Here is a 26,843-nt window from a genome sequence, read left to right as displayed (position 1 = left end):
CGACTGGCTGGACTGGTACAACTACCACCGACCCCACACCGGCATCAGCGGCCACACCCCAGCCAGCCGCGTCACCAACCTGTCCGGACAGCACAGCTAGCCCCGCCCGGTCAGGGTGCCGCCGTCCCCGCGGCGTCGGCGCCGCGGCCCGGGACGGCCACCCCGGGCCGCTCCGTGCCGGTGCCCGTGCCCGGGTACCGTCCGGCCAGTTCGAACGCCGACAGCACCACCCGCGCCTGGTACTCCGCCTGCCGGGCGACCGGGATCCAGCGCGCCCCGCAGCCCTCGTGGTAGTCGGCGCACCACGCGTCGATCAGCCGGTCCAGCTCCGGCAGCGCCCCGGCCGGATCGTGCCCGGCGGCCCGCACGAGCTGGTGGAGCAGCCCGGCGGTGCGCAGGGCCAGCCGTCGCCCGGAGATGCGCAGGGCGGCCAGGTGGGCGCTGCTGAGGGACGGCAGGGGGCGGGTGGCGCCGGTGCCGGTGTCGGGGTCCCAGGCGTCGGCGAGGCCGGGGCAGATCAGGAGGTAGTCGTCGACCGGGGCCAGCAGGCGCGCCGCGTCGCGTGCGGTGGCCAGGTGCGGGCGGATCCGGGCCAGCAGGTCGCGCAGGAGGCCCGTGTCGTGGCGCAGGGTGCGGCTGACGGCCCGCAGCACCGCGTCCCGGTCCCCCGGCGGGGCCCCGTCGGACACGGCCGCCACGCCCCACATGGGCGCCTCGACGACGGCGGTGACGGTGCCGTGCCGGTACGGGTGGAACCACGTCGACTCGACGGCGGCCTCGGTGATGGCGGCGGCCAGACCGGCCCGGCGCGGTGGCGGGATGCGGTAGACGGCGGGCCCGAGGCCGGGCCAGTACAGCGCGTCGTAGGCGCCGAGTTCGCGGGGGATGCCGAGCCGGGCTGCGATGTGGGCGAGGCGCCGGTCGAGGCCGGGCAGGTCGTGGGTGAGTTCGACGAAGCCGCCGCCGACGTCGACGCCGTGCAGGGAGCACTGCAGGAACGGCCGCAGTTCGTCCTGGACGTCGAGGAGGGCGCGGGTCTCCGGCAGCGCGGCGGCGTCCGCGCCGTCGGGCAGCCACTCGGGCTGTTCCAGGAAGCCGGGCCGGAAGAAGTTCCGGAAGTACCGGCCGAGGGCGTAGGGGCCGGTCAGCCAGCCCTCGTTGCGACGCAGGCCGTCCGGGTCGAGGCTGAGCAGCAGGTTCCAGGTGGCGTCGGCGCCCTCGGTGAGCCGCGGGTCGGCCAGGGCCCGCTCGGCCAGGCGCAGCACGGTGGCGCCGCCCACGGGTTCGTTGGCGTGGGGCCCGGCGACGACGAGGACGTGGCGGTCGCCGTGGCCGACGGACAGCAGCCACAGGGGCGTGCCCGCCCGGGACGTCCCGACCCGGCGCAGCCGGGCGTCACGGGGGTGGCGGGCGGCGAGTGCGGCGGCCCAGGAGGCCAGTTCGTCGACGGTCGGGTAGCGCGGGAGGGGCGGCAGGGCACACCTCCGATGCGGCGCCGTCGGTTCACCAGGAGTACATGGCGTACGCACAGTCAGTCACGACTTCGGGGGTACGTCAACACCGCGGTGCACAAAGGGGTTTCGGCCATCGCGAACGGGGCGCCGGACGGGGGCGCCGAGGCCGGGGCCGGGGCGGGGTGCGGTTTTCGGTCAGGTGGTGGACAGCCGGAACAGCATGTGCCCGAAGCCGACCTGGTCGCCCTCGCGGACGACGGCCGCGCCGACGACCCGCCGTCCGTTGACGGTCGTGCCGTTGGTGGAGCCGAGGTCGCGCAGGACCCACAGGCCGCCCTGGTGGCGCAGTTCGGCGTGCACGCGGGAGACCGTCTCGTGGTTGAGCCGCAGGCCGCTGGCGGGGTCGCGGCCTATGCGCAGCGGATGGCCGTGCGCCGGGTGGGGCAGCAGCAGCTTGGGCAGCCGCTCGGCCTGCCAGGCCCGGCGCAGCCGCACGGTGAACCCGGAGACCGCCTCGACGGACCCGAACAGCAGGCGGGCGAACCTGCCCTCCGTGGGCAGGTCGGCGGTCAGCACCGCGAGCTCGTCCGAGCGGCGGGCGGCGAGCGCCAGTTCCATGCGGCGGATGAACGTGTCGTGGGACAGGCGGCCCATGGCGACGCCGTCGCGGAGCACCCGCAGCGCCCTGTCGCGCTCCGCGTCGGAGAGCCGCGCGGGGTACGTGTTGAACTCGAAGGACGACGTCACGTCGTGATTGTCGGGCAGCGTGGCCGGGCTGTCCAGGAAACGGGAGAACGCCCGTCACGCGCCCGTACCCGGTGAGACCCGCCGCAAAAGGGTGGATGCACCAGCGGATTGATCGCGTTTGACGCACCATGGACGGGCTACATCACGGTGAGCAGACGAAGGGGAACCGTCCGTGCAGTTCGAGGTGTGGGCACCGCAGGCCGGCCGAGTGACGCTCCAGTGCGACGGCGTCAGCCGCGCGTTGGAGCGCGATCCGGACAGGGTGGGATGGTGGTGGGGCGAGGCGGAGGCGCGCGACGGGTCCCGGTACGGCTTCGCGCTGGACGACGGGCCGGTGCTGCCCGATCCGCGCTCGCGCCGCCAGCCGGACGGTCCGGACGGGCTGAGCGCCGTCGTGGACCACGAGCGGTACGCGTGGCGCGTGCCCTGGCGGGGGCGGCCGCTGCCCGGGGCGGTGCTGTACGAGTTGCACGTGGGGACGTACACGCCCGAGGGCACCCTGGACGCGGCCGCGGCGCGCCTGGTCCATCTCGCGGAACTCGGCGTCACGCACGTGGAACTGATGCCGCTCACCCCCTTCCCGGGCACCCACGGCTGGGGCTACGAGGGCGTCTCCCTGTGGGCGGTGCACGAGCCGTACGGCGGACCCGAGGCGCTGAAACGCTTCGTCGACCGGGCCCACGAACTCGGGCTCGGCGTGGTCCTCGACGTGGTGCACAACCACTTCGGCCCGTCCGGCAACTACCTGCCCGTCTTCGGCCCGTACCTCACGGACACCCACCACACGCCCTGGGGCGCCGCCGTCAACCTCGACGCGCCCGGCTCGGACGAGGTGCGCGCGTTCCTGATCGGCAGCGCCCTGGCCTGGCTGCGCGACTACCGGCTGGACGGGCTGCGGCTGGACGCGGTGCACGCCCTGGTGGACACGCGCGCGCTGCACTTCCTGGAGGAGCTGTCGACGGCCGTGGACGCCCTGGCCGCCGAGGTGGAGCGGCCGCTGTTCCTGGTCGCCGAGTCGGATCTGAACGACCCGCGGCTCATCACCGCCCGGTCCGAGGGCGGCCTCGGGCTGCACGCGCAGTGGAACGACGACTTCCACCACGCCCTGCACACGGTGCTCACGGGCGAGTCGCAGGGGTACTACGCCGACTTCGCGCGCGCGTCCCTGGGCGGCCTCGCCAAGACCCTCACCGGCGGGTACTTCCACGACGGGTCGTACTCCAGCTTCCGCGAACGCCGCCACGGGCGCCCCCTGGACCGCACCCGGGTGGCCGGGCACCGGCTGCTCGGCTACAGCCAGACCCACGACCAGGTCGGCAACCGCGCGCAGGGGGACCGGCTGTCCGCGCTGGTCTCCCCCGGGCTGCTGGCCTGTGCGGCCACGCTGGTGCTGACGGCGCCGTTCACGCCGATGCTGTTCATGGGCGAGGAGTGGGCGGCGGGCACGCCCTGGCAGTTCTTCACCGACCACACGGACCCGGAGCTGGCGGACGCCGTACGCCGGGGCAGGCGGCGGGAGTTCGCCGCGCACGGGTGGAGGGAGGAGGACGTGCCCGACCCGCAGGACCCGGCGACCCGGGACCGCTCCTGCCTGGACTGGTCGGAGCCGGAACGCGAGCCCCACGCGCGCGTGCTGGACTGGTACCGCCGCCTCCTCGCCCTGCGCCGCGAGCAGCCCGACCTGACCGACCCGGACCTCGCCGACACGAAGGTGGCCTACGACGACGAGCGGCGCTGGATCGCCTTCCGGCGCGGGGACGTGCTGGTGGCGGTGAACCTCGGCCCGGAGCCGGCCGCGCTGCCGCTGGGTGTGCCCCACGCGCGCGTGCTGGCCGCCTGGGAGCCCGTGGAGACGCCGGGGGCGGACGGGGTGGTGCGGCTGCCCGGGGAGTCGGGCGTGGTGCTGCTGCAGGAGTGAGTCAGCCGGGGCGGGTCACAGGGCCTCGTCCGCGGTGCCCAGGTCCGTCACCCGTTCCAGCAGGATCGGCTCCCAGGCGTGGCGCAGCCGGGTGCGCGGCAGGGAGGCGTCGTCCTGGGCGGTGAGGGCCCGGGCGAGGTCGACGACGGCGTCGCAGCGGGCCAGCCACAGGCCGCGCAGGCAGGGCCGGGCGCCGTAGCCGGCGAGGGTGGCGGCGCGTACGGCGGCGGGCGCGCCGACGGTGAGCGCGAGGCCCGCGATGTCCTCGGCCGGGTCACCGACCACCGCGCCGGACCAGCCGAGGACGCCGCGCACCCGTCCGTCCGCGCCGACCACGAGGTGTCCCGCCGTCAGGGCGTGGTGGGTGAGGACCGCCGAACCGGGCTGGGCGGTCAGCTGGGCCGCGGCGGGCGGGGTCAGCTGGTGCAGGCGGGCGGCGTCGAACTCGTCGGCCTCGGCGAGGCGTTGGGCGGCGCGCACGGCCTCCCGGCGCAGCCCCTCCAGGGAGCGGGGCGCGGCGCGCGGCACGCCGAGGGTCTCGGCCTGCCTCACCGGCACCTCGCGCAGGCCCGTGAGCAGTCCCGCGAGGTCGGCCTCGCCGACGGCGGACACGTCGTGCCGTTCGCCCGACCCGCCGGGCAGCCTGGTGTCCAGCGTGTAGGCCAGTCCGGGCGCCCACTCGCCGTGCGCGACGCTGGCCGGGACCGCCACCGGGACGTGCGGGCGGACGAGGTCGCGCAGGCGCACTTCGCGGCGCCGGCGCACGCTGGCCTCGCGGTCGGGGGCCAGGCGCAGGACGTGCCGCGTGCCGACCCACCAGGTGGTGGGTTCCGCGCCCCGAGTGGCGGGCCGGACGTCCGGGCCGCCGTCCTGTGCGGTGCCCCCGCCTTCCGTGTCCCGCGGGCCGGCCTCCGTGCCGGCCCTGCCTTGCCTGCCGTCCTGCAGCAGGGACAGGACCAGCCGGCGGACGGTGTCCGTGGTGGGGGTGGGTGGCTGGGTCATGGTCGCGCCGTTGCCGTTCGTCAGGCGTGCGGGGGACATCGGTGGTCTCACTCCACTATGACCAGCTCACGGGTGGTGCCGTTCAGGCGCCGCCCGCCGTCGTCGGTGACGGTGACGATGTCCTCGATGCGCACGCCGAACCGGCCGGGCAGGTAGACGCCGGGTTCCACGGAGAAGCACATGCCGGGCACGAGGGGCTGCTCCTCGCCCTCGATCATGTACGGCGGCTCGTGGGTGGTGACGCCGATGCCGTGCCCGGTGCGGTGGATGAAGTACTCGCCGTAACCGGCGTCGGCGATGACGGCGCGGGCGGCCCGGTCGACGTCCTGGCAGGCGGCTCCCGGCCGTACCGCGCGGAATCCGGCCTCCTGGGCCGCGCGCACCACGTCGTGGACCCGGCGCTCCTCGTCGGTGGGCGGGCCGACGTGGACCGTGCGGGAGGTGTCGGAGCCGTAACCGTCCTTCAGGCCGCCGAAGTCGAGGACGACCATGTCGCCGGGGGCGATGACACGGTCGCCGGCCTCGTGGTGGGGGTTGGCGCCGTTCGGGCCGGAGGCGACGATGGTGAAGTCGACCTGTTCGTGGCCGTGCCGGCGCAGCAGCCGGTCGAGGTCCGCGGCCACCTCGGACTCCCGGCGGCCGGCGAACGGGACGTCCCGGATCTCCTCGAACGCGGCGGCGGCGGCGGCGCCCGCGGCCGCCATGAGCTCCAGTTCGGCCGCGTCCTTGACGGCGCGCAGCATCGGCAGGGCCTCGGTGAGCGAGGCGTAGGAGCTGCCCGGCAGGGCCCGCTGGAGGGCCAGCAGGTGCAGCGCCCACGCGTTGTCGCTGACGCCGAACCGGCCCGCCGGGTCGAGGAGCGCGGCGGTGGCGGCGTAGGGATCCTTGCCGTCGGTCCAGTCGCGCAGGGTCAGGGCGGGCGCGCCCGCGGCCTGGAGCGCGTCGGGGGCCTCCAGCGCGGGGACGACGAGGACGGGGTCCTGCCCGGCGGCGAGGACGAGCAGGGTGAGCCGCTCGGTGACCGCCGGGGGTGTGTATCCGGTGAGCCACACCAGGTCCGGCCCGGGGGCGACGAGCAGGCCCGCGAGCCCGGCCTCGTCGGCGGTCCGCGCGGCGCGCTCCATGCGGGCCCGGTAGTCGTCGGCGGTGAAGGACGCGGCCGTGCTTCCGGTCATCCGGGCCTCCCAGGGCGGACGAAGGGGCTACGGGCAGCATCCTGCCCGCCCGGAGGGGGCGGCGCGAGCCGTCTGCGGGCTTTCGCCCCGGCACCACGGCTAACGTCAGCACATTGATCACCCATTAGCCCTAATGCTTAGATGACGTTTCACCAGGGGACATCGCGGACCACGGCACGGAACCGGAGTACGAGGAGGCCGCGCGCCTGCTCGGGCTGCGCGACGGCGACGCCCCGTTCCCGGTGCCGACCTGCCCGGGCAACCACGACAGCCGCGCGCCCTACCGCAAGGCGCTGCTCGGCAGGCCGGGGACCGAGGGGCCGGTCGACAGCGTCCACGTCTTCGACGACGCCGCCGTGCTGATGTGCGACTCCAGCGTCCCGGGCAGCGACGACGGCGAGCTGACGGAGCAGACCTGCGACTGGATCGAGGCCACCCTCGACGAACTCGACGGCGGCCTCCCGGCGCTGCTCGCCTTCCACCACCCGCCGGTGGCGCTGCACCACGGAGATCGCCGGCCTGGTCACCGGCCACGCCCACACGCCCGCGGCGACCTCGTTCGCGGGACGCCCGCTGGTCGTCGGACCCGGTGTGACGTGGACGCTGCGACTGCCCTGGGAGGGCGAGCCGGTCGCGGACGTCGACGCGCCGCCCGGGCCGGCCTTCCACGTCCTGGACGACGCGGGGCGACTGACCAGCCACTTCCGCGTCGTCACGTGACGCCGCCGGCTCATCTGCCCGTGTGGTTCACGTGATGACGGCCGGTACGACCGTCACTTGCCGGTAGCCGCCCCCGCGGTGACGCACGGTCAGTTTCACCTCCCGCCCGGGACGGGCGCGGGCGACGGCCCGCACCAGGTCGGCGGCCGTGTCGATCCGGGTCGCGCCGAAGTTCAGCAGCACGTCACCGCGGACCAGCCCCGCCCGCTGCGCCGGTCCGGGGACGTGGAGCCCGACGACCACGGCCCCGGGCCTGCGCGCGTCCATGACCTGCACGCCGAGGGTCACGGCGCCGGGCGCGAACGCGGCGGCGGACGCGGCGGCGGACGGCGAGGGACGGGTGAGCGCGGGCGCGTGCCGCCCGCGCGGGTCGAGCGCCCCGCCCTGGCCGGTCACCGTGGCGCCCATCGCCCCCAGCCCGACCCCGGACAGCACCAGGACGGCCCCGGCGAACCCGGCGAGCAGCACGTTCAGCAGCCGCCGCCCGCGCCGCCGGGCGGCGTGCGGGCGCCGCCTCGGCGGTCCGGACCCGGTCGCCGGTGACGACTCGGGCTCCTGACCCGGCATCGGCTTGGGTCGCAGCGCGGTTCGTTTCATGGCTCGCCTCCGGGTGGTGCCGATCGCCTCCGGCGGACGCCGGAAGGATCTCGGCAGATGCTCTACCCGGCCCGCCGGCCGCAGACGAGCCACGAACGAGTGAGACTGAGCGGCGCGATCCCGGTGCGTCAGCCGGTGTGGCCCTCCCCGTGATTGCCGTGCGCGCCGTCGAACGTCCCCATGACGCGCAGCATCTGGCCCCCGGGCACCCGGAAGACGTCCTTCCAGCCGTACTCGTTGGGCGCGAGCGGGATGCTGGTGCCCGCGTCGTAGCGGACTGGCGTGCGGGTGCCTCCCACGGCCGGGTCGATGCTGATCCGGCTGGAACGTACCGCCTCAGCCGAGGGCGGGCACCGGCACGGCCGGTGGCCGGTCGGGGAGGAAGCCGTGGGCCCGCCGGGACAGCCACTCGTCCTTGTAACGGTCCACGCTGCGGTGCCAGTTCAGGATGCCGGACAGCCAGTTGCGCAGGTCGGCCACGTACGTCCCCATGGCGGCCCGGGCTTCCTCCGTGAGCTGGAAGTCGTCGTACAGAATGGGCAGTTCGTGTTCGACGACGTGCTCGAACTGCCGCATGCGCTGGCTCATCAGGTCGTGCACGATACCGAGGCCGGTCGGGTAGTCGCAGCCGAAGAAGGTCTGCACGACGAGGATCGCGTTGTGGATCTCGCCCTCGTACTCGATCTCCTTCTGGTACGAGAAGACGTCGTTGAGCAGGCACGCGAAATCCATCGCCGCGTTCTCCAGCGACCGGACCGGTCCGCTGCGGTAGACCTCCGGCGGGATGGCCGGGCCGTGTCCCAGCCGGCACAGGCTCAGCGTGAGGTCGGAGCCGAAGGTGGCCCGGCGCATCTCCAGGTAGTCGACCGGGTCGGGGACGCGGTTCTGGAGCTGGTTGGACAGCTCCCACACCCAGCTCTCGGTCATGGCGTCGATCGCGGCCTTGAGCGTGCGCCGGGCGTCGGGCGTCATGTCCGCGGTAGTGCGCAGCCACAGGTCGATGAGGCTGCGTTCCATGGCGTTGACCGGGACGGGTGGTTCGGCACCGTCGACCGGCATGCAGTCGGACAGGCGGGCCGTGGTCAGGCGGGCGGCGGCCAGGTCGCGGCGGTGGCCGTAGACGAGCGGGTAGTAGTCGTCGCCGTAGGTGCCCCAGGCGAGCCACTGCGAGCTGAGGTCGAGGGCCTCGGGGGTGGCGTCCGGGTCGAGTCCGGCCGCGCAGAGCGGCAGGTCGTAGGCCCTGAGTTTGTCGGCGTCCCAGACGCCCTCGGCGAGGATGCCCATCCGGGTCACCCAGTCGGTCAGGTTCCGGCGGGAGCGGTCGAGGTGCGGGCTGAGCTCCAGCGGGAACGGCATGCGGATGTCGGGGATCCGGGACGGTCCGACCTTCTGGTAGGGCACGTGCGTGTAGGAGCGCATCCGTTCGGCTCCCGCGGAGGCGAGCAGGGCGCGCACGTCGGCGGCGGAGGTCCCCATGCCGCTGCATCCCGGCCAGGGGCTGCCCCCGCGCACGGCGTTCTCGTTCATGTAGCGGCTGGAGCGCAGGTGCCACTCGTGACCGCCGGACTGCCAGTCCTGCAGGCCCTTGGTGTACGCCGCCACGGCCGCGACCTCGTCGGGCCGCAGGCCCTTCTCCAGCGCCAGCGCGGGCACTTCGGTGAACGCCGTGTGCTCGAACTGGTGGAGCCGGGAGGTGAGGACGTCGTTGACGGTGTCGGCGGCCTCCTGGGTGGTGCAGCCGAAGAAGGTCTCCAGGACCAGCACGCCGTTGCTGTTCTCCCCCTCCTCCTCGACCTCGCGCTGGTAGGAGAACAGGTCGTTGCGCAGGTGCACGGCGTCGGAGAACGTCTCCATCAGCACCCTCAGCGGCCTGGAGGCGGCGACGGAGGCGGGGACTTCGGCGGTCGCGTACTCCACGAGCCCCGCCGACCAGGGGGCGCCGCCGACCTTGCGGCGCATCTCGATGTACTCGACGGGGTTGGCGATCCGCCCCTCGTTGATGTTGGACAGCTCCCACATCGACTCGTTCAGCAGGTGCTCGGTGGCCACGGCGAAGCGGCGGCGCCAGCCCTCGGACATGGCGGGCACCGTGCGCGCCCACAGGTCGGCGAGACCCGCCTCGACCGGGTTCTCCGGTTCCGGCACGGGGGTCGCGAGGTCCAGCGGCATGAACAGGGGCAGCCGGTCCAGGTGCGCCTTGCCGGCGGCGCGGTCCTGGCTGCGCTTGTACATCTCCAGGAAGTGGTCGTCGAAGAAGAAGACCCACACGTACCAGTCGGTGATCAGGGACAGGGCGGGGCCGTCGCAGTCGGGGTGGGTGTAGGCGCAGAGCAGGCCGTAGTCGTGCGCGTCGAGGTCGGCCTGGTCCCAGACGCCGGATCCCTCCAGCATGCCCATCTCGCGCGCCCACCGGGTCGAGTGCGCCCGGGCCTCGTCGACATGGGGGTTCAGCCGCGCGGGGTGCGGCATGTAGAAGTGCGGGAGCTCGAACGGCTGCGTCATGGCCGGGCCCTACCCGGCGCCCCGCGGCGGCATCCACGCGGCCGCACATGATCACACCATCGCGTGAATCGGCGGCGAACCCGGCGCCTCAGCCGACGCGTTGTGACCTCCACGTCCGCGCGCAGCGGCGCCCGCGTCCACCGTCGCGCCTTCCGCGTCCACCGTCGCGCCTTCCGCGTCCACCGTCGCGCCTTCCGCGTCCGCCGCCGCGGCTTCCGCGTCCGACCTCGCGGGTCCACCCGACCGCCGCGGCTTGCCCGCCCGCCCCGTCGGGGCCTGCCCCGCCCGAGCGTCGCGATTTACCCGCCCGCCCCGTCGGGCTTGCCCTCCCGCCGGTCACGGCAACCCCGCGCACCCCATCGGAGCTTGCCCGCCAGTGACGGCCCTCCCTCTCACCCCACTGGGGCCACCACACCCGCCTGTCACCTCCCCCTCCCACCCCACTGAGGCCTGCCCATCCGCGTCACGGCCCCCCGCCCGCACCCGTGACGGCATGACCACCCACCCGTCGCGGCTCCCCCGTCCGACCGTCGCGGTCTATCCGTTCGCCGTACCCCGCCAGTTCGCCGTCACCGGGTGTCCCGGACCTGGATCAGCGCGTGTGTGCCGCCGGTGCGCCAGCGCCGGCCCTCCGCGGCGACCAGAGCGGCCTCCGTGTCCGCGTCGAGGCCGGTGATCACGTCGGACTTCAGGGTGCGCAGGGCGGCGACCGGGCCGGGGAAGTGGGCGGTGACGTCCGTGAACGGCGTGGTCGGGGCCCAGAGCCGGTCGCCCACCAGGCGACGGTAGTTGAGGTCGCCCTTGACGATCGTGAGCGTGGCCGCGGCGAACTCGGCGCGCAGGTCGCCGGGCATCTCCGCGTAGGGCAGGGGGGCGGCGGCGAAGGGGTGGGCCCGCAGGGCGAGACGGCCGTCGGCCAGGGCGGACCACAGCCGCCGGCCGTACCCGGCGGCGGCTCCCCCGGCCCCGGTCAGCCGGCGCAGGGCGTCGACGACGTCGGCGGTGGTGGCGTCGGAGACGTAGTAGGGGTAGGGCTTGAGGTGCAGGACCGCCCGTGCGATCCGCCCGTCGGCCAGCAGGTGGGCGATCAGCAGCAGGTCGGGGACGAGTTCGCGCCCGGCGTTGTCGGCGACCAGGCACAGCGTGCCGGTGCCCGCGTCCGCCGGGAGCAGTGACCACAGCCGGTCGCTGTCGTCGGCCACCAAACCGGGCACGGCCTCCGCGGCCCTGGCGCCTTCGGCGGAGAGGCGGAAGCCGAGGTCGGCGCGGTTGCCCCACAGGGAGCCGTGCAGCAGCGCCCGCGCCCGCTCGTCGGCGGGCCGGCCGACGAGGTCGTCGAGGGCGGCCAGTTCCTCGTCGGTCTCGGCGGAGTGGAGTTCGGCCAGTTTGAAGGGGCGGAAGGGGTCGATGCCCTGCCAGGGCCCGGGGCCGAAGTAGCCGACAGCCTGGAGCAGTCGGCGGTAGAACCAGCTCTCGGACCACAGCCACGGGACGTCGAACCAGGAGCGGCCGGTGTGTCCGGGCAGCCCCCATTCGTCCCAGTCGTCCCGGTCGCGCGCGTCGGCGGGGAGGGGTTCGATCACGCCCTCGGTGCAGTTCACCAGCAGCTCGTCGAGTGCGCGGTGCTGCGCCGGTTCGTACGGGAAGGCCTCACGGACCTGCTCGATGACGGCGGGGTGCCGCTCGGCGAGCACGCTGTGCGGGAACGAGCCCGGCTGGTTGCCGAGGAGCACGGGTGCGGTGGGGGTGTCGGGCATGGGGCTCACCGTAACGCGCCGGCCACGCGGGCCGGCCGACCCGCCCGCTGGGGTCGAACGGCCCTGCCCCGGCGGCCCGGACCACCCTCGTGGCGCCCGCCGTCAGACGGGCACGATCTCCCGTTCCAGGCGGGCCGCCAGGCTCAGGTAGCGGGCGCGGCGGGTGACCGGGACCAGGCCGCGGATGAGTATGTTCCACATCTCCGCGGTCCGGCGGGGCTGGCGTGCGACCGGCTCGCGGGAGCGGCCCACGACCCGGGTGCCGACGAAGAAGCAGACCAGGGAGTGGGCCACGACGTCGATGTCGATGTCGGGGTGGACGTCGGACTCCTTGACGGCGCCGACCAGCCGGGCCGTGACGATGTCCAGCCACTCCGTGAACGGGTGGCTGAGCGGCGGCCGGGGTCGGATGCCGCCCGTGGCGAGGCGCAGACCGGCCCGCAGGACGGGGTCCTCGACGGACATGCGGGTGATGCCGAACGTGAGGCGCATCAGCGCCTCCAGGGAGGTGTGGCCGCGCTGGTCGGTTTCCGCGGCCAGCCGACGGGCGGTGTGCGACTGGAGTTCGAGGATCGCGTGGGCGAGATCCTCCTTGGCGGCGAAGTGGAAGTACAGGGCGCCCTTGGTGACCTGGGCGTGCTCCACGATGTCGCTGAGACTGGTCGATTCGTAGCCGCGACGGTCGAACAGGTCAGCGGCGGCCGTGATGATCGTCGAGCGGGTCTGCTCGGCTCGCAACTGCCTCGCCATCGACTGAACTCTCCCGGGACGGAAATGAACGGGTCATGCCGTTTGTTTTTACCCCCCGTACACGATAACTCACCCTGAGACGGCACTCATCACACCAGTGTGCCGGAGTGCGGGAGCAGTTCCGGCAAAACCAGCGCAACCGGCCAAAGAAAACAGCAGGTTCGGTATCTAACTGTGGAGGATCCGGGGCCGCACGTAAAGGCGGGCCGGCCGGTGCCCCATCCGCACCGGCCGGCCCGCCCGTTCGCGGCCTGCCCCGTTCAGCGTTCCCGAGGGAGGATCAGAAGGTCAGCTTCCAGCTGTTCAGCGTGCCCGTGTCCTGCGCCGCGGTGTCCTGGACGCGCAGCTTCCAGGTGCCGTTGGCGAGTTCGCTGGAGGCGTTCACGGTGTAGGTGGTGTTCACGTTGTCGGCGGAGTCGGACGCGGTCGACTTCAGACGGTACGTCGAGCCGTCCGGGGCGACCAGGTCGATGACGAGGTCGCCGCGGTAGGTGTGGGTGATGTCGACACCGACCTGGAGGGCCGACGGGGCGTTGCCGCTGCGGCCGCTGACGTTGATCGGGGACTCGATCGCCGCGCCGTTGTCCGGGATGGCGACGGCCGTGGTGCTGGAGAAGCTCGTGCCGGTGGACGTACCGCCCTTGACGGCCTGGACCGTCCTGGCCGCGTCCGCGAGGCCGGCGCCGCAGCCGCCGGAGCAGGTGCCGGGCAGCGGACGGGCGTTGGCCTTGATGGCCGACTCGATCTGCGCCGGGGTGAGGGCCGGGTTGGCCGACTTCATCAGGGCGGCGAGGCCCGCGACGTGCGGGGTGGCCATGCTGGTGCCCTGGTAGAAGGCGTAGTTCTCGGTCGACGGCGTCTTCGTGCCGGAGTTCAGCGTGGAGAGGATGCCGTTGGCGGTGGTGGTGCGGGTCTCGCCGCCGGGGGCCGCGATGTCGACGACGGTGCCGTAGTTGGAGTACGAGGCCCGGCTGCCGGCGCGGTTGGTCGCGGCGACGGTGATGACGTTGCCGCAGTTCGCCGGGGACGAGCTGGAGGCGTTGGTGTTCTCGTTGCCGGCCGCGACGACGACCGAGGTGCCGCGGCTCACGGCGCCGTTGATGGCGCTCTGGGTGGCGGTGGAGCAGGCTCCGCCCCCGCCGAGGCTCATGTTGATGACCTTGGCGACGTTGGTGTTGGCGGGCACGCCGGAGACGGTGCCGCCGGACGCCCAGGTGATGGCGTCGATGATGTCCGAGTCGTAGCCGCCGCACTTGCCGAGGACGCGGACCGGGGAGATCTTCGCGCCGTGGGCGATGCCGGCGATGCCCTTGCCGTTGTTGGTGGCGGCGGCGATCGTGCCGGCCACGTGGGTGCCGTGCCAGGAGGAGTTGGACGCCGGGATGCCCGCGCCGCACTCGCCCGCGTTGTACCAGTCGCCCGGGTCGGCCGGGTTGCTGTCGCGGCCGTTGCCGTCGACGGAGACGGCCGTGTCGGAGATGAAGTCGTAGCCGCCGACGATGTTCGCGGCCAGGTCGGAGTGGGCGACGTAGCCGGTGTCGATGACGGCGACGGTGACGCCGCTGCCGGTGGTGGTGTCCCAGGCGCCCGGGACGTTCATGCCCGCGGTCGATTCGAACAGGTCCCACTGCTTGCCGTAGTCGGTGTCGTTCGGGGTGACGGCCGTCGGCTTGTTCAGGCGGTCCGGCACGACGTAGGCGACCTGCGGGTCGGCCTGGTACGCGGCGACGACGTCGGCGACGGACGCCCGGCTGGGGTCGGCGCCCAGGTCGACGAGGGCGGCACCGGTGCCGAGGCGGCGCTGGAAGTCGACGTCCTCGCCGGTCTTCTCGGCCTTGGCCGCGGCGTCGGCGGCCGCGGCCTTGTTGGACTTCGCCTCGGTGGCGCCGGACTTGTAGCCGACGATGAGGCGCTCGGCCGTGGTGCCGGGGGCGGCCTCGGTCTGCGCGGCCGGGACGGCCGACGGGGTGGGGGCGGACTCCTGGGCGACGGCGACCGAGGCGGGGGCGGCGGTCAGCAGGGCGGCGGAGACGGCGGCGACGGATATCAGCTTCCGCCTGAGCGTTGGGGAGGTACGCACAGTCTGCCTTTCGTGGCCGGACTCCGGGCTGGGCGGAGCGGCGGTGGAGTCGCTTCGTCGTCGAAGCGGAGGGGGGGGTCGTTCGAAAAGCGAAGAGCGACGCGGTGGCCGGCCAGGCGCGAGACGGATGCGGACCCGTTCGGGGTTACCTGTGGGTCAGCTGTGGAGGAACGATAGGCAAAGCGCAGGTCATCGGGATACGGGGGAAACCCTCGATCAGGCCGGGAACCCACCCTCTATGGGGGGCCGCCGAGCGCCCATGTGCCCCCTTTTCGAACGGCTGGTGTCGAGGTGAACGCGTCGGGGCGTTTCCCGTACTGCCGGACCCGGAGCTGACGGACGGCGCGTGCCGCGTGAAGGTGGCCCTGCCGTCCGATCGGGCGGGCGGGCGGGCGGGCGGCACGTGGTGTACACGGTGCTGCGCAACAGCAGTACGCCGGGCACCTGTGACTGTGCTCCGGCGTCGTGTCCCCCGAAGGGGAGAAGGCGCCCGCGCGGGCGGCCGCTCAGGGGAAGGCAGGGATGCCCCGCCGGTCCCGGCACGCCCGTGCCGGCGGGCGGCGCCGCGGCGGTGCTGCTGCTCACCGGCGGCGCCGCCCTGGCCGTATGACTACGGCGACGCTGAACTGCGCTACGGGTGCGGTCAGTTGACGTTGACGGCGACACCGCCCTTCGTCACGGGGGCGTACTTGGCGGTGAAGAAGGCGTTGCCGAAGCACAGCGACGAGCCGGAGACCTTGGTGAACTGCTGGTTGGTGAAGGAGATGCTGTGGTCGGCGTTGCTCGCCGTGCCGGTCAGGCCGGGGGCCTGGTAGACGCAGGTGATCGTGCCGAGCAGGGTGCGCAGCTTGACCGTGGACTGGACGGTGGAGCCGGCGGCCGGGGTCACGGAGACGGTGCCGCCGGAGGACACGCTGGTGGTGTAGGGCAGGTTGTCGACGGTGATGCCGCTGACGCCGAGCACGCCGACGACGTTCGTGGTGCAGCCGCTGGTGTCGAAGCTGTGCGAGGTCAGGGACTCGGTGGCGACCCCGGGGGCGGCCGGGTTGTCGGTGACGGTGGCGGCGAACGCCGACTTGGTGCAGGAGATGCCGCTGGTGCCGGTCGCGCTGGAGTAGAAGGTGGCGGCCGTGCCGCTCGCCAGGGACGCGTCGAGCACGTCGCCGACCGCGACGGCCGCGCCGTCGGCGGTGGTCAGGACCGGGGTGTCGGCCGCCGAGGCGGGGGCGGCCAGGCCCAGGGCGGCCACGGCGGCGGTGAGGCTGAGGAGGGTGCGCGTACGCATGCGGGTGTACCTCTTTCGTCAGCGGGGGGTGAGGGGCCGCTCGGTGCCCGCCGTCGCCTGCCCGGCACGCCTTCTCCGTACGTGACGGGCCGGCGACGGCAGGCCGGTGACCGGTCGCAGGCGTGCACGGGGGCAGGCCTCCGGCCGGGCCGGGCGGGGGTGGCAGTGGGCACGGCTTCCGGGGAAGCGGCGTGCCGGGGTGCGTGGGACTCGGGCGAGGGAAAGCCCGTACTGCGTCACCGGGCGGCGAGGAGCCCGTCGGGACGGGCGGTCCGGGGTGCGCGGACGGTGGCGTGCGGCCGGATCCGGCGCCACGGATCCGGTGGGACGAGCAAGGTTGTAGACCTGGCGGTCCGTCAACGTCAAGGCTGCGCAAGCGAGTTGTGCCGGGCATGAGTGTTTCCCGAGTGGGGCGGCTCACCTGCGGCACAGCATCGGCACCCTTTGTTCACACTTCCCTTGACCCTTCATGTAACCCCCGGTAACTTCCTGCTCGGCTACCGCGGCGTAACCAGAAAGCCCTTGCAACGGCCGGGAGTTGCGGGGAGCCGTACGCACGCGGTCGGTGTCCGCGCCAGGGCAACGTGCCACCGATGTCCGATCCGCACCGACAGCACCTGGAGCACACATGACCTCCTCCGCCGAGCACACCTCCGACAGACCGGACGGCTCCGCCGCCCCGGAGACCGGCGACGCCCCCGCGCGTCGCGGGCGGGTCCGGGCACGCCGGGCCGCGGTGATGGCGGTGCCGGCCGCCGCGGTCGCCGCGGGCCTCGCGATCCTCACCGCCGAGGGCGCCCTGGGTGTGCAGTTCGCCATCTCGGGCATGCCGTTCACGGTCACCGCGACCGAGCTGAACGGCACCGGCTTCGCGCAGTTCGGCGGTCTGGACGAGATGGCCGAGGGCAGCCCGAACGCCGGTGACACCGGCGGCCAGGTGCTGGTCGTCACCTCCGTGATCAAGAACGCCACCCTCACCAAGCTGTGCCAGAGCGTGGACCTGGGCGGCACGAACCTGGTCATCCGCGCCGGAGAGGGTGCGCAGAAGGTCACCGCCAGCGATCTGACGACCGACTCGACCCAGCTGTCCGGTGACGCCGCGTTCAACAACATCGAGATCGGCAACGACGCGAGCACCCTCGACAAGGCCGGTCCGCTGGGCCGTGGACCGAAGGGCGTGTTCAGCCAGCAGTCCGACACCGTGCACATCGCGAACCTGCGGCAGACCAACTACGCCACGACCGCCGGTGTGTTCAAGCTGCCCGGGCTGAAACTGGGCTTCAGCGGGTCGGGCTGCTGATGCCCGGCGGCCCAGGCGGCAAGCTCCGGCCCGCCTTCCGGCGGTGGCGGGCCGGCCGTCCGTTCTGGGGCGGGCTGCTGCTCGCCCTGGGCGGTGCGGAGATCCTGCTCACTCTCAGGGCGTCGCTGGACGTCGTCCTGCACGTCGGCATGCAGGGCCTGGCCGGTTACCTCCTCCCCGCCGTCATGCTGCTGTGCGGGGTGCTGATCCTCTTCAACCCCGCCCAGCGCCTGTTCTACTCGGTCGTCGGGGTGCTGGTCTCGCTGGGCACCTGGCTGACCTCCAACCTCGGCGGCTTCTTCGTCGGCCTGCTCCTGGGCGTGGTCGGCAGCTGCCTCGCCTTCGGCTGGCTGCCGGACCAGGAGCCGCGTGTCAGCCGCCGCCGCCGGAAGGCGGCCCGGGCCGCACAGGCGGCGCAGCCCTAGCCGGCACCCCCGGGCTCGGCGGCGGCCCCGGCCCGTTCCCCGGCGGACGGGGCCGGGGCGGGGGCCGGGGCGCCCTCCTCCTTCAGCGCCCTCGCCTCGCTCTTCAGGATCCGCATGGAGCGGCCCAGCGAACGCGCCGCGTCCGGCAGCTTCTTCGAGCCGAACAGGACGATCACGACGATCGCCACGATCAGCAGGTGCCAGGGCTCCAGTCCGTTGCGCAGCACGTCCTGCCCTCCCTCTCTTCAATAGTTGCTATATTGCGCAACTGTACAACCCCCGGGTGAGAGGCAAGCAGACGCCGATGACGGTCGCCAGCAATCGGAGGACGGACCCACCGCGGCACCGGAGCAGGAGGGCGGCCCACGGCGCCCGGGCGGCGCCCCGCGACCGGCGCCGCCGCGCCGGTCGCCGCGGCGGCATACGGCTCGCCCTCGCCGTGTGTCTGGCGCTGCTCGTACTCGCCGCGGGCGGTGCCGGCTGGCTGTACCTCAGACTGAACGGCCACATCAGCACGTTCGACTCCGGCGGCATCTCCGACGACCGTCCCGGCGCCGGTTCGTCGAAGGGCACGAACGTCCTCGTCATCGGCTCCGACGCGCGCACCGGCGGCAACGACGCCCTGGGCGGCGGTGAGAAGGGCGACGTGGGCCGCTCGGACACCGCGTTCCTGCTGCACGTCTACGCCGACCACCGGCACGCGCTCGCCGTCTCCATCCCCCGCGACACCCTGGTCACCATCCCGCCGTGCCGGCTGCCCGACGGCAGCTGGACCGAGGCCCGGCCGGACACGATGTTCAACGCCGCCTACTCGGTCGGCCAGAGCCTCGAGGGCAACCCCGCCTGTACCCAGAACACGGTCGAGCACCTGACGGGCCTGCGCGTCGACCACACGGTCGTCGTCGACTTCAAGGGGTTCGCCGCACTGACGGACGTGGTGGGAGGGGTGAAGGTCTGCCTGCCGCAGGACGTGTACCAGAAGGACCTCAACCCCCGGCTGACCGCCCCGGGCAAGCTGCTGTTCCACAAGGGCGAGCAGACCGTCTCCGGGCAGAAGGCCCTGGACTACGTCCGGATCCGGCACGGCATCGGGGACGGGTCCGACATCGGCCGGATCAAGCGCCAGCAGGCGTTCGTGGCGAGCCTGCTCAGGGAGGCGCGGAGCAAGGGCTTCACCCCGGGGAAGCTGCTGCCGCTGGCCGACGCGGCCACCCGGTCGCTGACCGTCGATCCCGGCCTCGGCTCCGCCGACAAACTGCTCTCCTTCGCGATGTCCCTGAAGGACGTCGACCTGCACAACACCAAGTTCGTCACGGTGCCCTGGCGCTACGAGGGATCGCGGGTGGCGATCGTGCAGCCGGACGCCGACGCCCTGTGGGCCGCGCTCCGGGCCGACCGCACGATCGACGGCGAGAACGCCGGGGGAAAGCGCGGCGGCGCACCGGGCCCCGCGGCGTCCGGCTCCCCCGCACCGGCCGCCGGCGAGGGCATCGACGTCGCCGTCTACAACGGCACCACCGTCCCCGGCCTGGCCGCCCGCGCCGCCTCCGCCCTCACCGCGGACGGCTTCACCGTCACGGGCACGGCCACGGCGTCCACGCAGGACCACGCCACCACCGTGGTCGAGTACGGTCCCGGCCAGGAGGAACGGGCCCGGACGGTGGCGCGGGCCTTCCCCGGCGCCGCGCTCCGCCCGGTGACCGGTGGCGGGATCAGTGTCGTCCTGGGCCGCTCCTACGCGGACGGCCCGGGTGCGGCCGCCTCGCCGTCTCCGGCCTCCCCGGCGCCGACCGCCGTGCCGAGGGAGGTCGCCGACGGGGCCCGGTCCGCGGACGACGACCCCTGCGCGGACCTCAGCTACGGCTGACGGCGCCGGTACCGGGAGCGGGCGGCCACCAGGGCCAGGGCGTAGAGGCCCAGGACGAGGCCGGGCAGCAGGTAGTACCCGGCGGGAAGGGCCGTCATCCCCAGGGCCCCGCCGAGCGGGCTCGGCGGCAGCAGCACGCCCACGACGGCGAGGCCGGCCGCCGCCAGGCCCACCGGCCCCGGCGAGCGGCCGGTCGGCCCGTCCCGGCCGGTGCGCAGGAGCAGCATCACCACGGCCTGGGTGAGCAGGTTCTCGGTGAACCAGGCGGAGTGGAAGACGGCTTCGTCGTCGAGGGCGTCGGGGCCGTGCAGCGCGAGCGCGAGGACCGCGAAGGTGGCCAGGTCGGCGACCGCGTTGAGCAGGCCGAAGGCGGTGACGAACCGGAGGAAGGAGCGCGGCCGCAGCACGGCCGGGCGGCGCAGCGCCGCCGGGCCGGGGCGGTCGTGCGCGTAGGCGAGCTGGGCCGCGTCGAAGCAGAGGTTCTGGGCGAGCACCTGGGCCGGGAGCATCGGCAGGAAGGGCAGGAGCAGGCCGACGGCGAGCATGGCGACGACGTTGCCCAGGTTCGAGGAGAGCGTGACGCGCAGGTAGGAGGCGATGTTGCCGCTGGCGTGCCGGCCGGCCGTGACGGCGTGGCCGATCGCCGTGAGGTCCTTCTCGGCGAGGACGACGTCGGCGCTCTCCCGTGCCACGCCCACGGCGGAGCGGGGCGCGATACCGACGTCGGCGGCGCGCAGGGCGGCCACGTCGTTCACGCCGTCGCCGAGGAAGCCGACGGTGTGCCCGGCGGCGCGCAGGGCGGCGACGAGGCGGGCCTTGTCTTGCGGGGTGCAGCGGGCCACGACGGCCGCCGCGGTGACGTCGTGCGGGTCGCGCAGGTCCGCGGCGGTGCGCACCCGTCCCGGGTCCAGGCCCAGTTCGCGGCAGGCCCGGGCCGCGGTGGCCGGGTGGTCGCCGGTGAGGACCCGCACGCTCACGCCGCGCTCGGCGAGGCCGCGCAGGGCCTCGGCCGCGGTGGGGGCGAGGGCGTCCCGGAAGGTCACCAGGCCGCGGAAGGCCAGGCCCCGGACGTCGGCCGGCGTCCGTGTGCCGGCCGGGCGGCCGGCCGTGGCGACGGCCAGGACGCGCAGCCCGGCCTGCGCCTGCCGGGCGGCGAGGGCGAGCAGCCGGTCACGTTCGGCCGGCTCCGCCGCGCAGCGCTCCAGGACGGCCTCGACGGCACCGGTGACGACGACGGTGTGCCGCCCGAGGCCCCCCTCCGCCACCACCGCGGCCGAGATCCGCCGGACGGGGTCGAAGGGCACCGCGTCCACCCCGTCGTACTCCTCGCCCACCGGCCCGGCCGCCTCCAGCAGCGCCTCGTCGAGGGCGTCCGGTGCGGGCAGTTCGGCGAGCTGGAGGGTCCACCAGGCACCGACGGCGGCCCAGCGCAGGACGTCCGGATCGTCCCGCCCGTCCGGGTCCAGGGCACGGGCGAGGACCGGCCGGTCCTGGGTGAGGGTGCCGGTCTTGTCGACGCAGAGCACGTCGACGGCGCCCAGGTCGTGCAGCGCGGGCAGCCGTTTGACGATCACGCCGTGGGTGCCCGCGAGGAGTGCGGCGCCCCGGGCCAGGCAGGTCGTGACGATCACCGGCAGCATCTGCGGGGTCAGCCCGACCGCGACCGCGACGGCGAACGGCAGGGTCTCCAGGCCCCGCCCGCGCAGCGCCGCGTTGGCCATCAGCACCAGGGGCGGGGTCAGCAGCATGAACCGGATCAGCACCCAGGAGATGCCGTGCACGGACCGGTCGAACGCCCCGCCCTCCCGGCCGGGTCCGGGTTGCCGGTGCGCCGCGGCGAACCGGGTGCCGGCACCGGTCGCGACGACGGCGGCGGTGGCACTGCCCGAGGCGACGGTGCTGCCCTGGAAGCAGAGGTGGGCCTCGTCGCCGCCCGGTGCCTCCGCCGCCCTCTTGGGCACCGGCGCCGACTCGCCGGTCAGCGCCGCCTGGTGCACGGTGAGCCCCCGGGCCCGGAGCAGGCGTACGTCCGCGGGGACCAGGTCACCGGGGCCGAGCCGGAGCACGTCGCCGGGGACCAGTTCGGCGACCGGCACCTCGCGGGGCGCCGGCGGGTCCGCGGCGTCGGAGCGGCGCAGCACCGTCGCGGTGCCGGCCACCAGGTCGCGCAGGGCGGCCGTGGACCGGTCGGCCCGGTGCTCCCCGCTCGCCCGCAGGACGCAGCTGACGGCGACCAGGACGAGGATCACCACGGCGGTGCCCCAGGAGGCGACGGCCGCCGACACCAGCCCGAGGCAGAGCAGGACGGCCGTGAACGGGTCGCGCAGGGCGTGCGCGAACCGGCGGGGCCAGGACGGCGTGCGGCCCTCCGGCAGGGTGTTCTCGCCGACGGCGGCCAGCCGGGACGCGGCAGCCGGGTCGGTCAGTCCCCGCGGGCCCGACTCCAGCCGCCGCAGCACCTCCAGGGTGGTCTCAGAGGCCATGGAGGCGGCGCGCCGGTGCCGCGCGGTCGGTGAGGCGGCCCACCATGAGCCGTACGACGTCCACGATGTCGGGGTCGTCGACGTAGTACACCTGGCGTCGGCCCTCGCGGCGGGAGCGGACCAGCCCGGCCAGCTTCAGCTTGGTGAGGTGCTGGCTGACCGCGGGCAGCGCGCCGCCGACCCGCTCGGCGAGGCCGGACACGTCGCTCTCGCCCTGGGCCAGCGCCCAGACGATGTGCAGCCGAGCGGGCGAGGCGAGCAGCCCGAACGCCGCGGCCGACTGCCCGAGCACGTCGGCGGAGGGGTCCTCGAAGCCGGGTGCCGCCACCGTCGCCGTCCTTCCCATCGTCCCGGTCGTGCTGTGAGCCGCACCAGTCTAGGCGGGACCCGGGGGCCGGCCCGACGGGCGAACCGCGCGGACGGTACGCAAGAGCGGAGGTGAGGGCGGTCGTGGCGGGAGCGCGAGGGGGGCGGCGGTGACCGGCGCATCGCAGGCGGAACACGGCCGTTCGACCGGCCGGACAGATCATCACGATGCGGCAGCATCAATTCACGGCATGTGGCTGCTCACTTGACGGGGTGTGGTCACACACGGTTGGCTCCGGGCCAGCGAGAGTCATCCGGTCGGTGCACACACCGCGGCCCGCCTGCGCTCTCACCCTGCTCCAGCTCGGCCGCACAGCGAGGTTCCGCCCCCATGAACACTCCTCCCCCGCCGCACACCCCGAGACGCGTCCGCGCCGCGGCCCTGGCGTCCGCCCTGTGCCTGCTGGTGTCCGGCTGCTCCGTCCTCGGCGCGGCCGACGACGCGTCGGGCGGGGACGCGGCGGGGTCCGGCTCGGGGATGAAGGTCGCCCTGGTCACGCACGGCGGTGAGGGCGACGCCTTCTGGGACCTGGTGCGGCGGGGGGCCGAGGCGGCGGCCGCCAAGGACGGCATCGACCTGACGTACGCCAGCGACGCCGACCCGGCCGCGCAGGCCGGCCTGGTGCGCGACGCGGTCCGCGACAAGGTCGACGGCATCGCGGTGACCCTGGCCAAGCCGGCGGCGATGCGGGGCCCGGTCGCGCAGGCCAGGGCGGCCGGCATACCCGTCGTCGGGCTCAACTCCGGTATCGACGCCTGGCGGCCGACGGGTCTGCTGGAGTACTTCGGCCAGGACGAGTCCGTCGCGGGCCGGGCCGTCGGAGACAAGCTGGACGACCTCAAGGCCGAGCACGCCCTGTGCGTGGTGCACGAGCGGGGCAACGTCGCGCTGGAGGCCCGCTGCGCCGGTGTGAAGAAGACCTTCGGCGGCGACACCGGCAACCTGTACGTGGACGGCACCGACATGAACGCGGTGACCGCCACGATCGCCGCCCGGCTGCGGCAGGACAGCAGCATCGACGTGGTCGTCACCAACGGCGCGCAGTACGCGCTCACCGCGGTCAAGGCCGTGCGGCAGGCCGGGAGCAGGGCCGAGGTGGCCACCTTCGACCTCAACGAGGACCTGGTCCGTGCGGTGCGGGACGGCTCGGTGCGGTTCGCCGTGGACCAGCAGCCCTACCTGCAGGGCTACCTCGCGGTGGACGCCCTGTGGCTGTACCGGACCAACGGCAACGTCAGTGGCGGCGGGGTGGCCCCGGTGCTCACCGGGCCCGCCTTCGTGACCAGGTCGAACGTGTCCGCCGTGGCACGGTTCGCCGCCGCCGGGACCCGGTGACCGGACGCCCTCTGTGACGGTGTCGCCAAAGATTCGGTCAGGCCCGGCCCGTACGTCCACTTGTACGGATAACATCCTGCGCATCCCATGTGCCGCGCCCGGCACGCCCCCACCCCCGCGCCCGTCCCCCGCACTTCCCGACCACTCCGCCCTCCCGTTCCTCGCCCCCCGCTGATCGCCCTAGGACGACGATGTCTCGACGGACAGGTGCCCGGCGCCGTCTCGGTTCCATACGCCTCTCCCTGGTGCTGCTGGCCCTGGTGCCGGGCGTCACCCTCGCCGCCATGTGGGGCGTGACGACGATCCAGATGTTCTCGGAGGGGCTGCGGCTGCGCGACCAGACCGAGCTGAGCCGGTCGACCGGTGCCATGGGCACCGACGCGACGCTCGCCCTGCAGCGCGAGCGCAGCCTGTCGGCCGCCTGGCTGGCCTCGCCCCGCGGTTCCCGGGCCGCCCTGGACGCGCAGCGCGAGGAGACCGACGAGGCGGTCGCGAAGCTGGTCGGGCAGGCGGACGCGATCGAGAAGGCGCCCGCCCGCATCTCCGACCGGCTGTACTCGGTGCTGGGCTCGTTGGGCAGCCTGGAGTACTACCGGGACCAGGTCGACAACCCCACCGACATCACGCCCCAGCAGGCGCTCGACCAGTACTCCTCGATCATCGACGACCAGATCCACGCCTTCCAGGAGCTGTCGCAGGTCGACGACGGCGACCTCACCTCGCAGGCGGGGCCGCTCGTGGCGCTGGAGCACGCGGCGGAGCTGGTCTCCCGGGAGGACGCGCAGCTGACCCTGGCGTGGCCGTCGGGCCACCTGGACGACGCGGCCTGGACGCAGTTCGCGGAGCTGGTCAACACCCGGCGGTGGCTGGTGCAGGACCAGGTCGTGCCGCAGCTGACCGGCGGGGCCAAGACGCAGACCGAACGGATCCTGGCCGGCCCCGAGTGGCGGACGCTGCAGTCGATCGAGGACCGGGTGCTGGCGGCGCGGAACTCCGGTGCCGCGCCCGACCGGATCGCGCTGCCGGACTCCCGGAAGCGGTGGAACGCCGCCATGGACAAGCTGTCCGAGCAGTACGCGGGCCTCATCCAGCAGCAGACGACGGAACTGCTGGAGCGCAGCGCCGACAAGGCGGACGCGCTGCTGCTCAAGGCGGCGCTGCTGAGCGCCGCCGGACTGCTCGCGCTGCTGGTGTGCGTCGTCATGTCCTGGCGGATCACCCGCTCGCTGTCCCGGCGGCTGCGCGGCCTGCGCCGGGCCGCCGTGAGCCTCGCGCAGGAGCGGCTGCCGGACGTGGTGGCGCGGCTGGAGCGGGGCGAGACCGTCGACCCGGAGTCGGCCACGCCCGAGCTGGACTACGGTCACGACGAACTGGGCCAGGTGGCCCGGGCGTTCAACACCGCCCAGCGCACGGCCGTGCACACCGCGGTCGAACTCGCCGACGCCCGGCGCGGCTTCCAGAAGGTCATCCTGGGCATCGCCCGGCAGAGCCAGAACCTGGTCAACCTCCAGCTGAGCAAGCTCGACACGCTGGAACGCGAGCACACCGACCCCGACGTCCTCAAGGGCCTGTACGAACTGGACTCCACGGCCAGCCAGTTGCGCCGCTACGAGGAAAACCTGGTCATCGTCAGCGGGGAACGGCCCGGCCGCAGCTGGAGCGAGCCGGTGGCGCTGATCGACATCCTGCGCAGCGCGATCGGCGAGGTCGCCGAGTACCAGCGTGTGGAGGTGCACACCGAGGAGGAGGTCTACGTCGCCCCGCCCGCGGTGGCCGACGTCATCCACCTGCTGGCCGAGCTCATCGACAACGCCACCGCCTACTCGCCCGCGCCGAGCCCCGTCACCGTGCGGGCCGCGACGGTGGCCAAGGGGCTGGCCGTGGAGGTGGAGGACCGGGGCCTCGGCATGTCCGAGGAGGACTACGCGTCCTTCAACGAACAGCTGGCCGTGCCCCCGCAGTTCGACGTGGTGGCGCTCGCCGACGACCTGCGGCTCGGCATGTTCGTGATCGCCCAGCTGGCGCACCGGCACGGGATCGCCGTCACCCTGCGGGCCTCGCCGTACGGCGGGACCACGGCGATCGTGCTGGTGCCGCACGAGATCGTGGTGCGGGAGGTGCCGGACGGCGGGGCGGCGCAGCCGCCGTACGGCGCGGACGGAGCCGGCACGGACGGCCGCGTGGCCGTGGCCGGGCCGGGAGGTCCGCAAGGAGCGCCGGAGGGTGGCACCCCCACCGCGGAGGACGCGGGGGCGCCGGCGGGCGAACGGACGTCGCCCGACGGCCACGCTCCGGCCCAAGCCGGGCCGGCCGACGCGTCCCAGGGCGGTGAATCGTTCCGGGGCACCGGGGCCGCGCAGGACGCCGCGTCCTCGCCGGGCACCCCGTCCGCCGACGGCACCGGGGCCGCGCCGGGCACCGCACCGTCCCGGGGCACCGGATCGTCCCGCAGCGCCGAAGCCGCGCACGGCGCCGCGCCCGCGCCGGGCACCCCGTCCGCCCACGGCACCGGGGCCGCGCCGGGCACCGCACCGTCCCGGGGCACCGGATCGTCCCGGAGCACCGGATCGTCCCGGAGCGCCGAAGCCGCGCACGGCGCCGCGCCCGCGCCGGGCACCCCGTCCGCCGACGGTACCGGGGCGGTACCGGGTACCGGGCCGTCCCGGGGCGCCGGACCGTCTCCCCGGACGTCGCGGGCCGCGGCCGGCGCCGGCTCGCCCCGGGAGCCCCGCCCGCTGGTCGCGGCCCGCACCGCGGCCGCCGCTCCCGCGCCCGGGTCCGCCGCCCGGCAGGTCATTCCCCGCCGGGACGGTCTCGCCCCGCTCCCCCGCCGGGTGCCCCAGACCAGTCTGGTGGAGGAGCTGCGCGAGGAGCCCGCGCCCACCGGCGAGGACGCTTCCCTCGACGCGTTCACCGCGGAGGCCGCCGCCTCCTCCCTGGCCGGTTTCCAGCGCGGCACGCTCCGGGCCCGTGACGACGACGCCGGGCCACCGCGCCACGAGGAGGAGGCCGCCCCACCCCGGCAGGCCGCCGCCGATCCCGCCCCCTCGACTCCGCCCGCCGACCGCTGACGAAGGAC

The 26,843-nt window shown here is 74.3% G+C and carries 19 protein-coding genes and 3 pseudogenes; 8 read left to right on the top strand and 14 right to left on the bottom strand.

Annotated features, from left to right (window positions below):
- Positions 1 to 100, top strand: a pseudogene (locus AC07DA_RS35310) (IS481 family transposase); the annotation flags it as partial.
- Positions 101 to 110: 10 nt separating this feature from the next.
- Here the strand turns inward: AC07DA_RS35310 and AC07DA_RS35305 are convergent.
- Together AC07DA_RS35305 and AC07DA_RS35300 are read right to left on the bottom strand one after the other, a co-directional pair.
- Positions 111 to 1,529: a M14 family zinc carboxypeptidase gene (locus AC07DA_RS35305; RefSeq protein ID WP_479132337.1), complete on the bottom strand. Its 1,419-nt coding sequence runs from the start codon at positions 1,527 to 1,529 to the stop codon at positions 111 to 113.
- A gap of 120 nt (positions 1,530 to 1,649) precedes the next feature.
- Complete coding sequence (locus AC07DA_RS35300) at positions 1,650 to 2,201, bottom strand: FHA domain-containing protein (RefSeq protein ID WP_479132336.1); 552 nt, start codon at positions 2,199 to 2,201, stop codon at positions 1,650 to 1,652.
- 172 nt (positions 2,202 to 2,373) lie between these two features.
- On the opposite strand from AC07DA_RS35300, the gene treZ reads away from it, so the two are divergent.
- Positions 2,374 to 4,119 carry a malto-oligosyltrehalose trehalohydrolase gene (gene treZ / locus AC07DA_RS35295; protein ID WP_479132335.1) on the top strand — a complete coding sequence of 582 codons (1,746 nt, stop codon included), beginning with the start codon at positions 2,374 to 2,376 and terminating at the stop codon, positions 4,117 to 4,119.
- Between the two features lie 15 nt (positions 4,120 to 4,134).
- Here treZ and AC07DA_RS35290 read toward each other — a convergent pair whose 3' ends face one another.
- Entirely contained in the window at positions 4,135 to 5,121 is a 987-nt protein-coding gene (locus AC07DA_RS35290) for an aminoglycoside phosphotransferase family protein (protein WP_479132341.1), read from the bottom strand.
- A 47-nt stretch (positions 5,122 to 5,168) separates the two neighbouring features.
- Positions 5,169 to 6,296, bottom strand: coding sequence for an aminopeptidase P family protein (locus AC07DA_RS35285; protein WP_479132334.1), 1,128 nt, complete (start codon positions 6,294 to 6,296; stop codon positions 5,169 to 5,171).
- 155 nt (positions 6,297 to 6,451) lie between these two features.
- Between AC07DA_RS35285 and AC07DA_RS35280 the strand changes: the two are divergent.
- A pseudogene (locus tag AC07DA_RS35280) lies at positions 6,452 to 7,016 on the top strand (metallophosphoesterase family protein); the annotation flags it as partial.
- A gap of 27 nt (positions 7,017 to 7,043) precedes the next feature.
- Here AC07DA_RS35280 and AC07DA_RS35275 read toward each other — a convergent pair.
- From AC07DA_RS35275 to AC07DA_RS35245, 7 genes and pseudogenes are all read right to left on the bottom strand, one after another.
- Positions 7,044 to 7,613, bottom strand: coding sequence for a PDZ domain-containing protein (locus AC07DA_RS35275; RefSeq protein WP_479132333.1), 570 nt, complete (start codon positions 7,611 to 7,613; stop codon positions 7,044 to 7,046).
- A 128-nt stretch (positions 7,614 to 7,741) separates the two neighbouring features.
- Positions 7,742 to 7,921 (bottom strand): annotated as a pseudogene (locus AC07DA_RS35270) (hypothetical protein); the annotation flags it as partial.
- A gap of 28 nt (positions 7,922 to 7,949) precedes the next feature.
- Entirely contained in the window at positions 7,950 to 10,115 is a 2,166-nt protein-coding gene (gene cyc2 / locus AC07DA_RS35265; RefSeq protein WP_479132332.1) for a germacradienol/geosmin synthase Cyc2, read from the bottom strand.
- A 569-nt stretch (positions 10,116 to 10,684) separates the two neighbouring features.
- Positions 10,685 to 11,872: a damage-control phosphatase ARMT1 family protein gene (locus AC07DA_RS35260; protein WP_479132331.1), complete on the bottom strand. Its 1,188-nt coding sequence runs from the start codon at positions 11,870 to 11,872 to the stop codon at positions 10,685 to 10,687.
- A 102-nt stretch (positions 11,873 to 11,974) separates the two neighbouring features.
- Positions 11,975 to 12,622: a ScbR family autoregulator-binding transcription factor gene (locus AC07DA_RS35255; protein WP_479132330.1), complete on the bottom strand. Its 648-nt coding sequence runs from the start codon at positions 12,620 to 12,622 to the stop codon at positions 11,975 to 11,977.
- A gap of 280 nt (positions 12,623 to 12,902) precedes the next feature.
- On the bottom strand, positions 12,903 to 14,702 hold the full coding sequence (locus AC07DA_RS35250) for a S8 family peptidase (protein WP_479132329.1): 1,800 nt from the start codon (positions 14,700 to 14,702) through the stop codon (positions 12,903 to 12,905).
- Between the two features lie 643 nt (positions 14,703 to 15,345).
- A complete protein-coding gene (locus AC07DA_RS35245; protein WP_479132328.1) occupies positions 15,346 to 15,987 on the bottom strand; it encodes a Tat pathway signal sequence domain protein in 642 nt (213 codons plus the stop codon).
- A gap of 628 nt (positions 15,988 to 16,615) precedes the next feature.
- Here AC07DA_RS35245 and AC07DA_RS35240 point away from each other — a divergent pair.
- Together AC07DA_RS35240 and AC07DA_RS35235 are read left to right on the top strand one after the other, a co-directional pair.
- Positions 16,616 to 17,287, top strand: coding sequence for a DUF6230 family protein (locus AC07DA_RS35240; RefSeq protein ID WP_479132327.1), 672 nt, complete (start codon positions 16,616 to 16,618; stop codon positions 17,285 to 17,287).
- Positions 17,287 to 17,712, top strand: a complete 426-nt coding sequence (locus AC07DA_RS35235; protein ID WP_479132326.1) for a DUF6114 domain-containing protein — start codon at positions 17,287 to 17,289, stop codon at positions 17,710 to 17,712. Before AC07DA_RS35240 ends, AC07DA_RS35235 begins: the two co-directional genes overlap by 1 nt.
- On the opposite strand, the gene tatA is transcribed toward AC07DA_RS35235, so the two are convergent.
- On the bottom strand, positions 17,709 to 17,939 hold the full coding sequence (tatA, locus tag AC07DA_RS35230) for a Sec-independent protein translocase subunit TatA (RefSeq protein WP_479132325.1): 231 nt from the start codon (positions 17,937 to 17,939) through the stop codon (positions 17,709 to 17,711). The genes AC07DA_RS35235 and tatA overlap by 4 nt on opposite strands.
- 77 nt (positions 17,940 to 18,016) lie before the next feature.
- Between tatA and AC07DA_RS35225 the strand changes: the two genes are divergently transcribed.
- Positions 18,017 to 19,579, top strand: a complete 1,563-nt coding sequence (locus AC07DA_RS35225) for an LCP family protein (protein ID WP_479132339.1) — start codon at positions 18,017 to 18,019, stop codon at positions 19,577 to 19,579.
- Here AC07DA_RS35225 and mgtA read toward each other — a convergent pair.
- Both mgtA and AC07DA_RS35215 read right to left on the bottom strand, forming a co-directional pair.
- Positions 19,570 to 22,062 (bottom strand): magnesium-translocating P-type ATPase, encoded by a 2,493-nt coding sequence (gene mgtA / locus AC07DA_RS35220; protein WP_479132323.1) that lies wholly within the window; start codon positions 22,060 to 22,062, stop codon positions 19,570 to 19,572. The two genes, AC07DA_RS35225 and mgtA, sit on opposite strands and share 10 nt — an antisense overlap.
- Entirely contained in the window at positions 22,052 to 22,408 is a 357-nt protein-coding gene (locus tag AC07DA_RS35215; RefSeq protein WP_479132322.1) for an ArsR/SmtB family transcription factor, read from the bottom strand. The genes mgtA and AC07DA_RS35215 overlap by 11 nt, the downstream gene beginning before the upstream one ends.
- Before the next feature lie 351 nt (positions 22,409 to 22,759).
- On the opposite strand from AC07DA_RS35215, the gene AC07DA_RS35210 reads away from it, so the two are divergent.
- Positions 22,760 to 23,764 carry a substrate-binding domain-containing protein gene (locus tag AC07DA_RS35210; protein WP_479132320.1) on the top strand — a complete coding sequence of 335 codons (1,005 nt, stop codon included), beginning with the start codon at positions 22,760 to 22,762 and terminating at the stop codon, positions 23,762 to 23,764.
- 191 nt (positions 23,765 to 23,955) lie between these two features.
- Entirely contained in the window at positions 23,956 to 26,835 is a 2,880-nt protein-coding gene (locus tag AC07DA_RS35205) for a sensor histidine kinase (protein ID WP_479132319.1), read from the top strand.
- The last annotated feature ends 8 nt before the right edge of the window (positions 26,836 to 26,843 follow it).

This window comes from Streptomyces sp. NPDC044921, assembly GCF_056432865.1.
The sequence above is the reverse complement of the archived record's forward strand: the minus strand, read 5'-3'. Positions and strand labels throughout refer to the sequence as shown.

Bases quoted from the DNA above. Each gene is read 5' to 3' on its own strand.
- AC07DA_RS35290 (WP_479132341.1), bottom strand. From the start codon at position 5,121: ATGACCCAGCCACCCACCCCCACCACGGACACCGTCCGCCGGCTGGTC.
- AC07DA_RS35285 (WP_479132334.1), bottom strand. From the start codon at position 6,296: ATGACCGGAAGCACGGCCGCGTCCTTCACCGCCGACGACTACCGGGCC.
- AC07DA_RS35275 (WP_479132333.1), bottom strand. From the start codon at position 7,613: ATGAAACGAACCGCGCTGCGACCCAAGCCGATGCCGGGTCAGGAGCCC.
- cyc2 (WP_479132332.1), bottom strand. From the start codon at position 10,115: ATGACGCAGCCGTTCGAGCTCCCGCACTTCTACATGCCGCACCCCGCG.
- AC07DA_RS35260 (WP_479132331.1), bottom strand. From the start codon at position 11,872: ATGCCCGACACCCCCACCGCACCCGTGCTCCTCGGCAACCAGCCGGGC.
- AC07DA_RS35255 (WP_479132330.1), bottom strand. From the start codon at position 12,622: ATGGCGAGGCAGTTGCGAGCCGAGCAGACCCGCTCGACGATCATCACG.
- AC07DA_RS35245 (WP_479132328.1), bottom strand. From the start codon at position 15,987: ATGCGTACGCGCACCCTCCTCAGCCTCACCGCCGCCGTGGCCGCCCTG.
- AC07DA_RS35240 (WP_479132327.1), top strand. From the start codon at position 16,616: ATGACCTCCTCCGCCGAGCACACCTCCGACAGACCGGACGGCTCCGCC.
- AC07DA_RS35235 (WP_479132326.1), top strand. From the start codon at position 17,287: ATGCCCGGCGGCCCAGGCGGCAAGCTCCGGCCCGCCTTCCGGCGGTGG.
- AC07DA_RS35225 (WP_479132339.1), top strand. From the start codon at position 18,017: ATGACGGTCGCCAGCAATCGGAGGACGGACCCACCGCGGCACCGGAGC.
- mgtA (WP_479132323.1), bottom strand. From the start codon at position 22,062: ATGGCCTCTGAGACCACCCTGGAGGTGCTGCGGCGGCTGGAGTCGGGC.
- AC07DA_RS35215 (WP_479132322.1), bottom strand. From the start codon at position 22,408: ATGGGAAGGACGGCGACGGTGGCGGCACCCGGCTTCGAGGACCCCTCC.
- AC07DA_RS35210 (WP_479132320.1), top strand. From the start codon at position 22,760: ATGAACACTCCTCCCCCGCCGCACACCCCGAGACGCGTCCGCGCCGCG.
- AC07DA_RS35205 (WP_479132319.1), top strand. From the start codon at position 23,956: ATGTCTCGACGGACAGGTGCCCGGCGCCGTCTCGGTTCCATACGCCTC.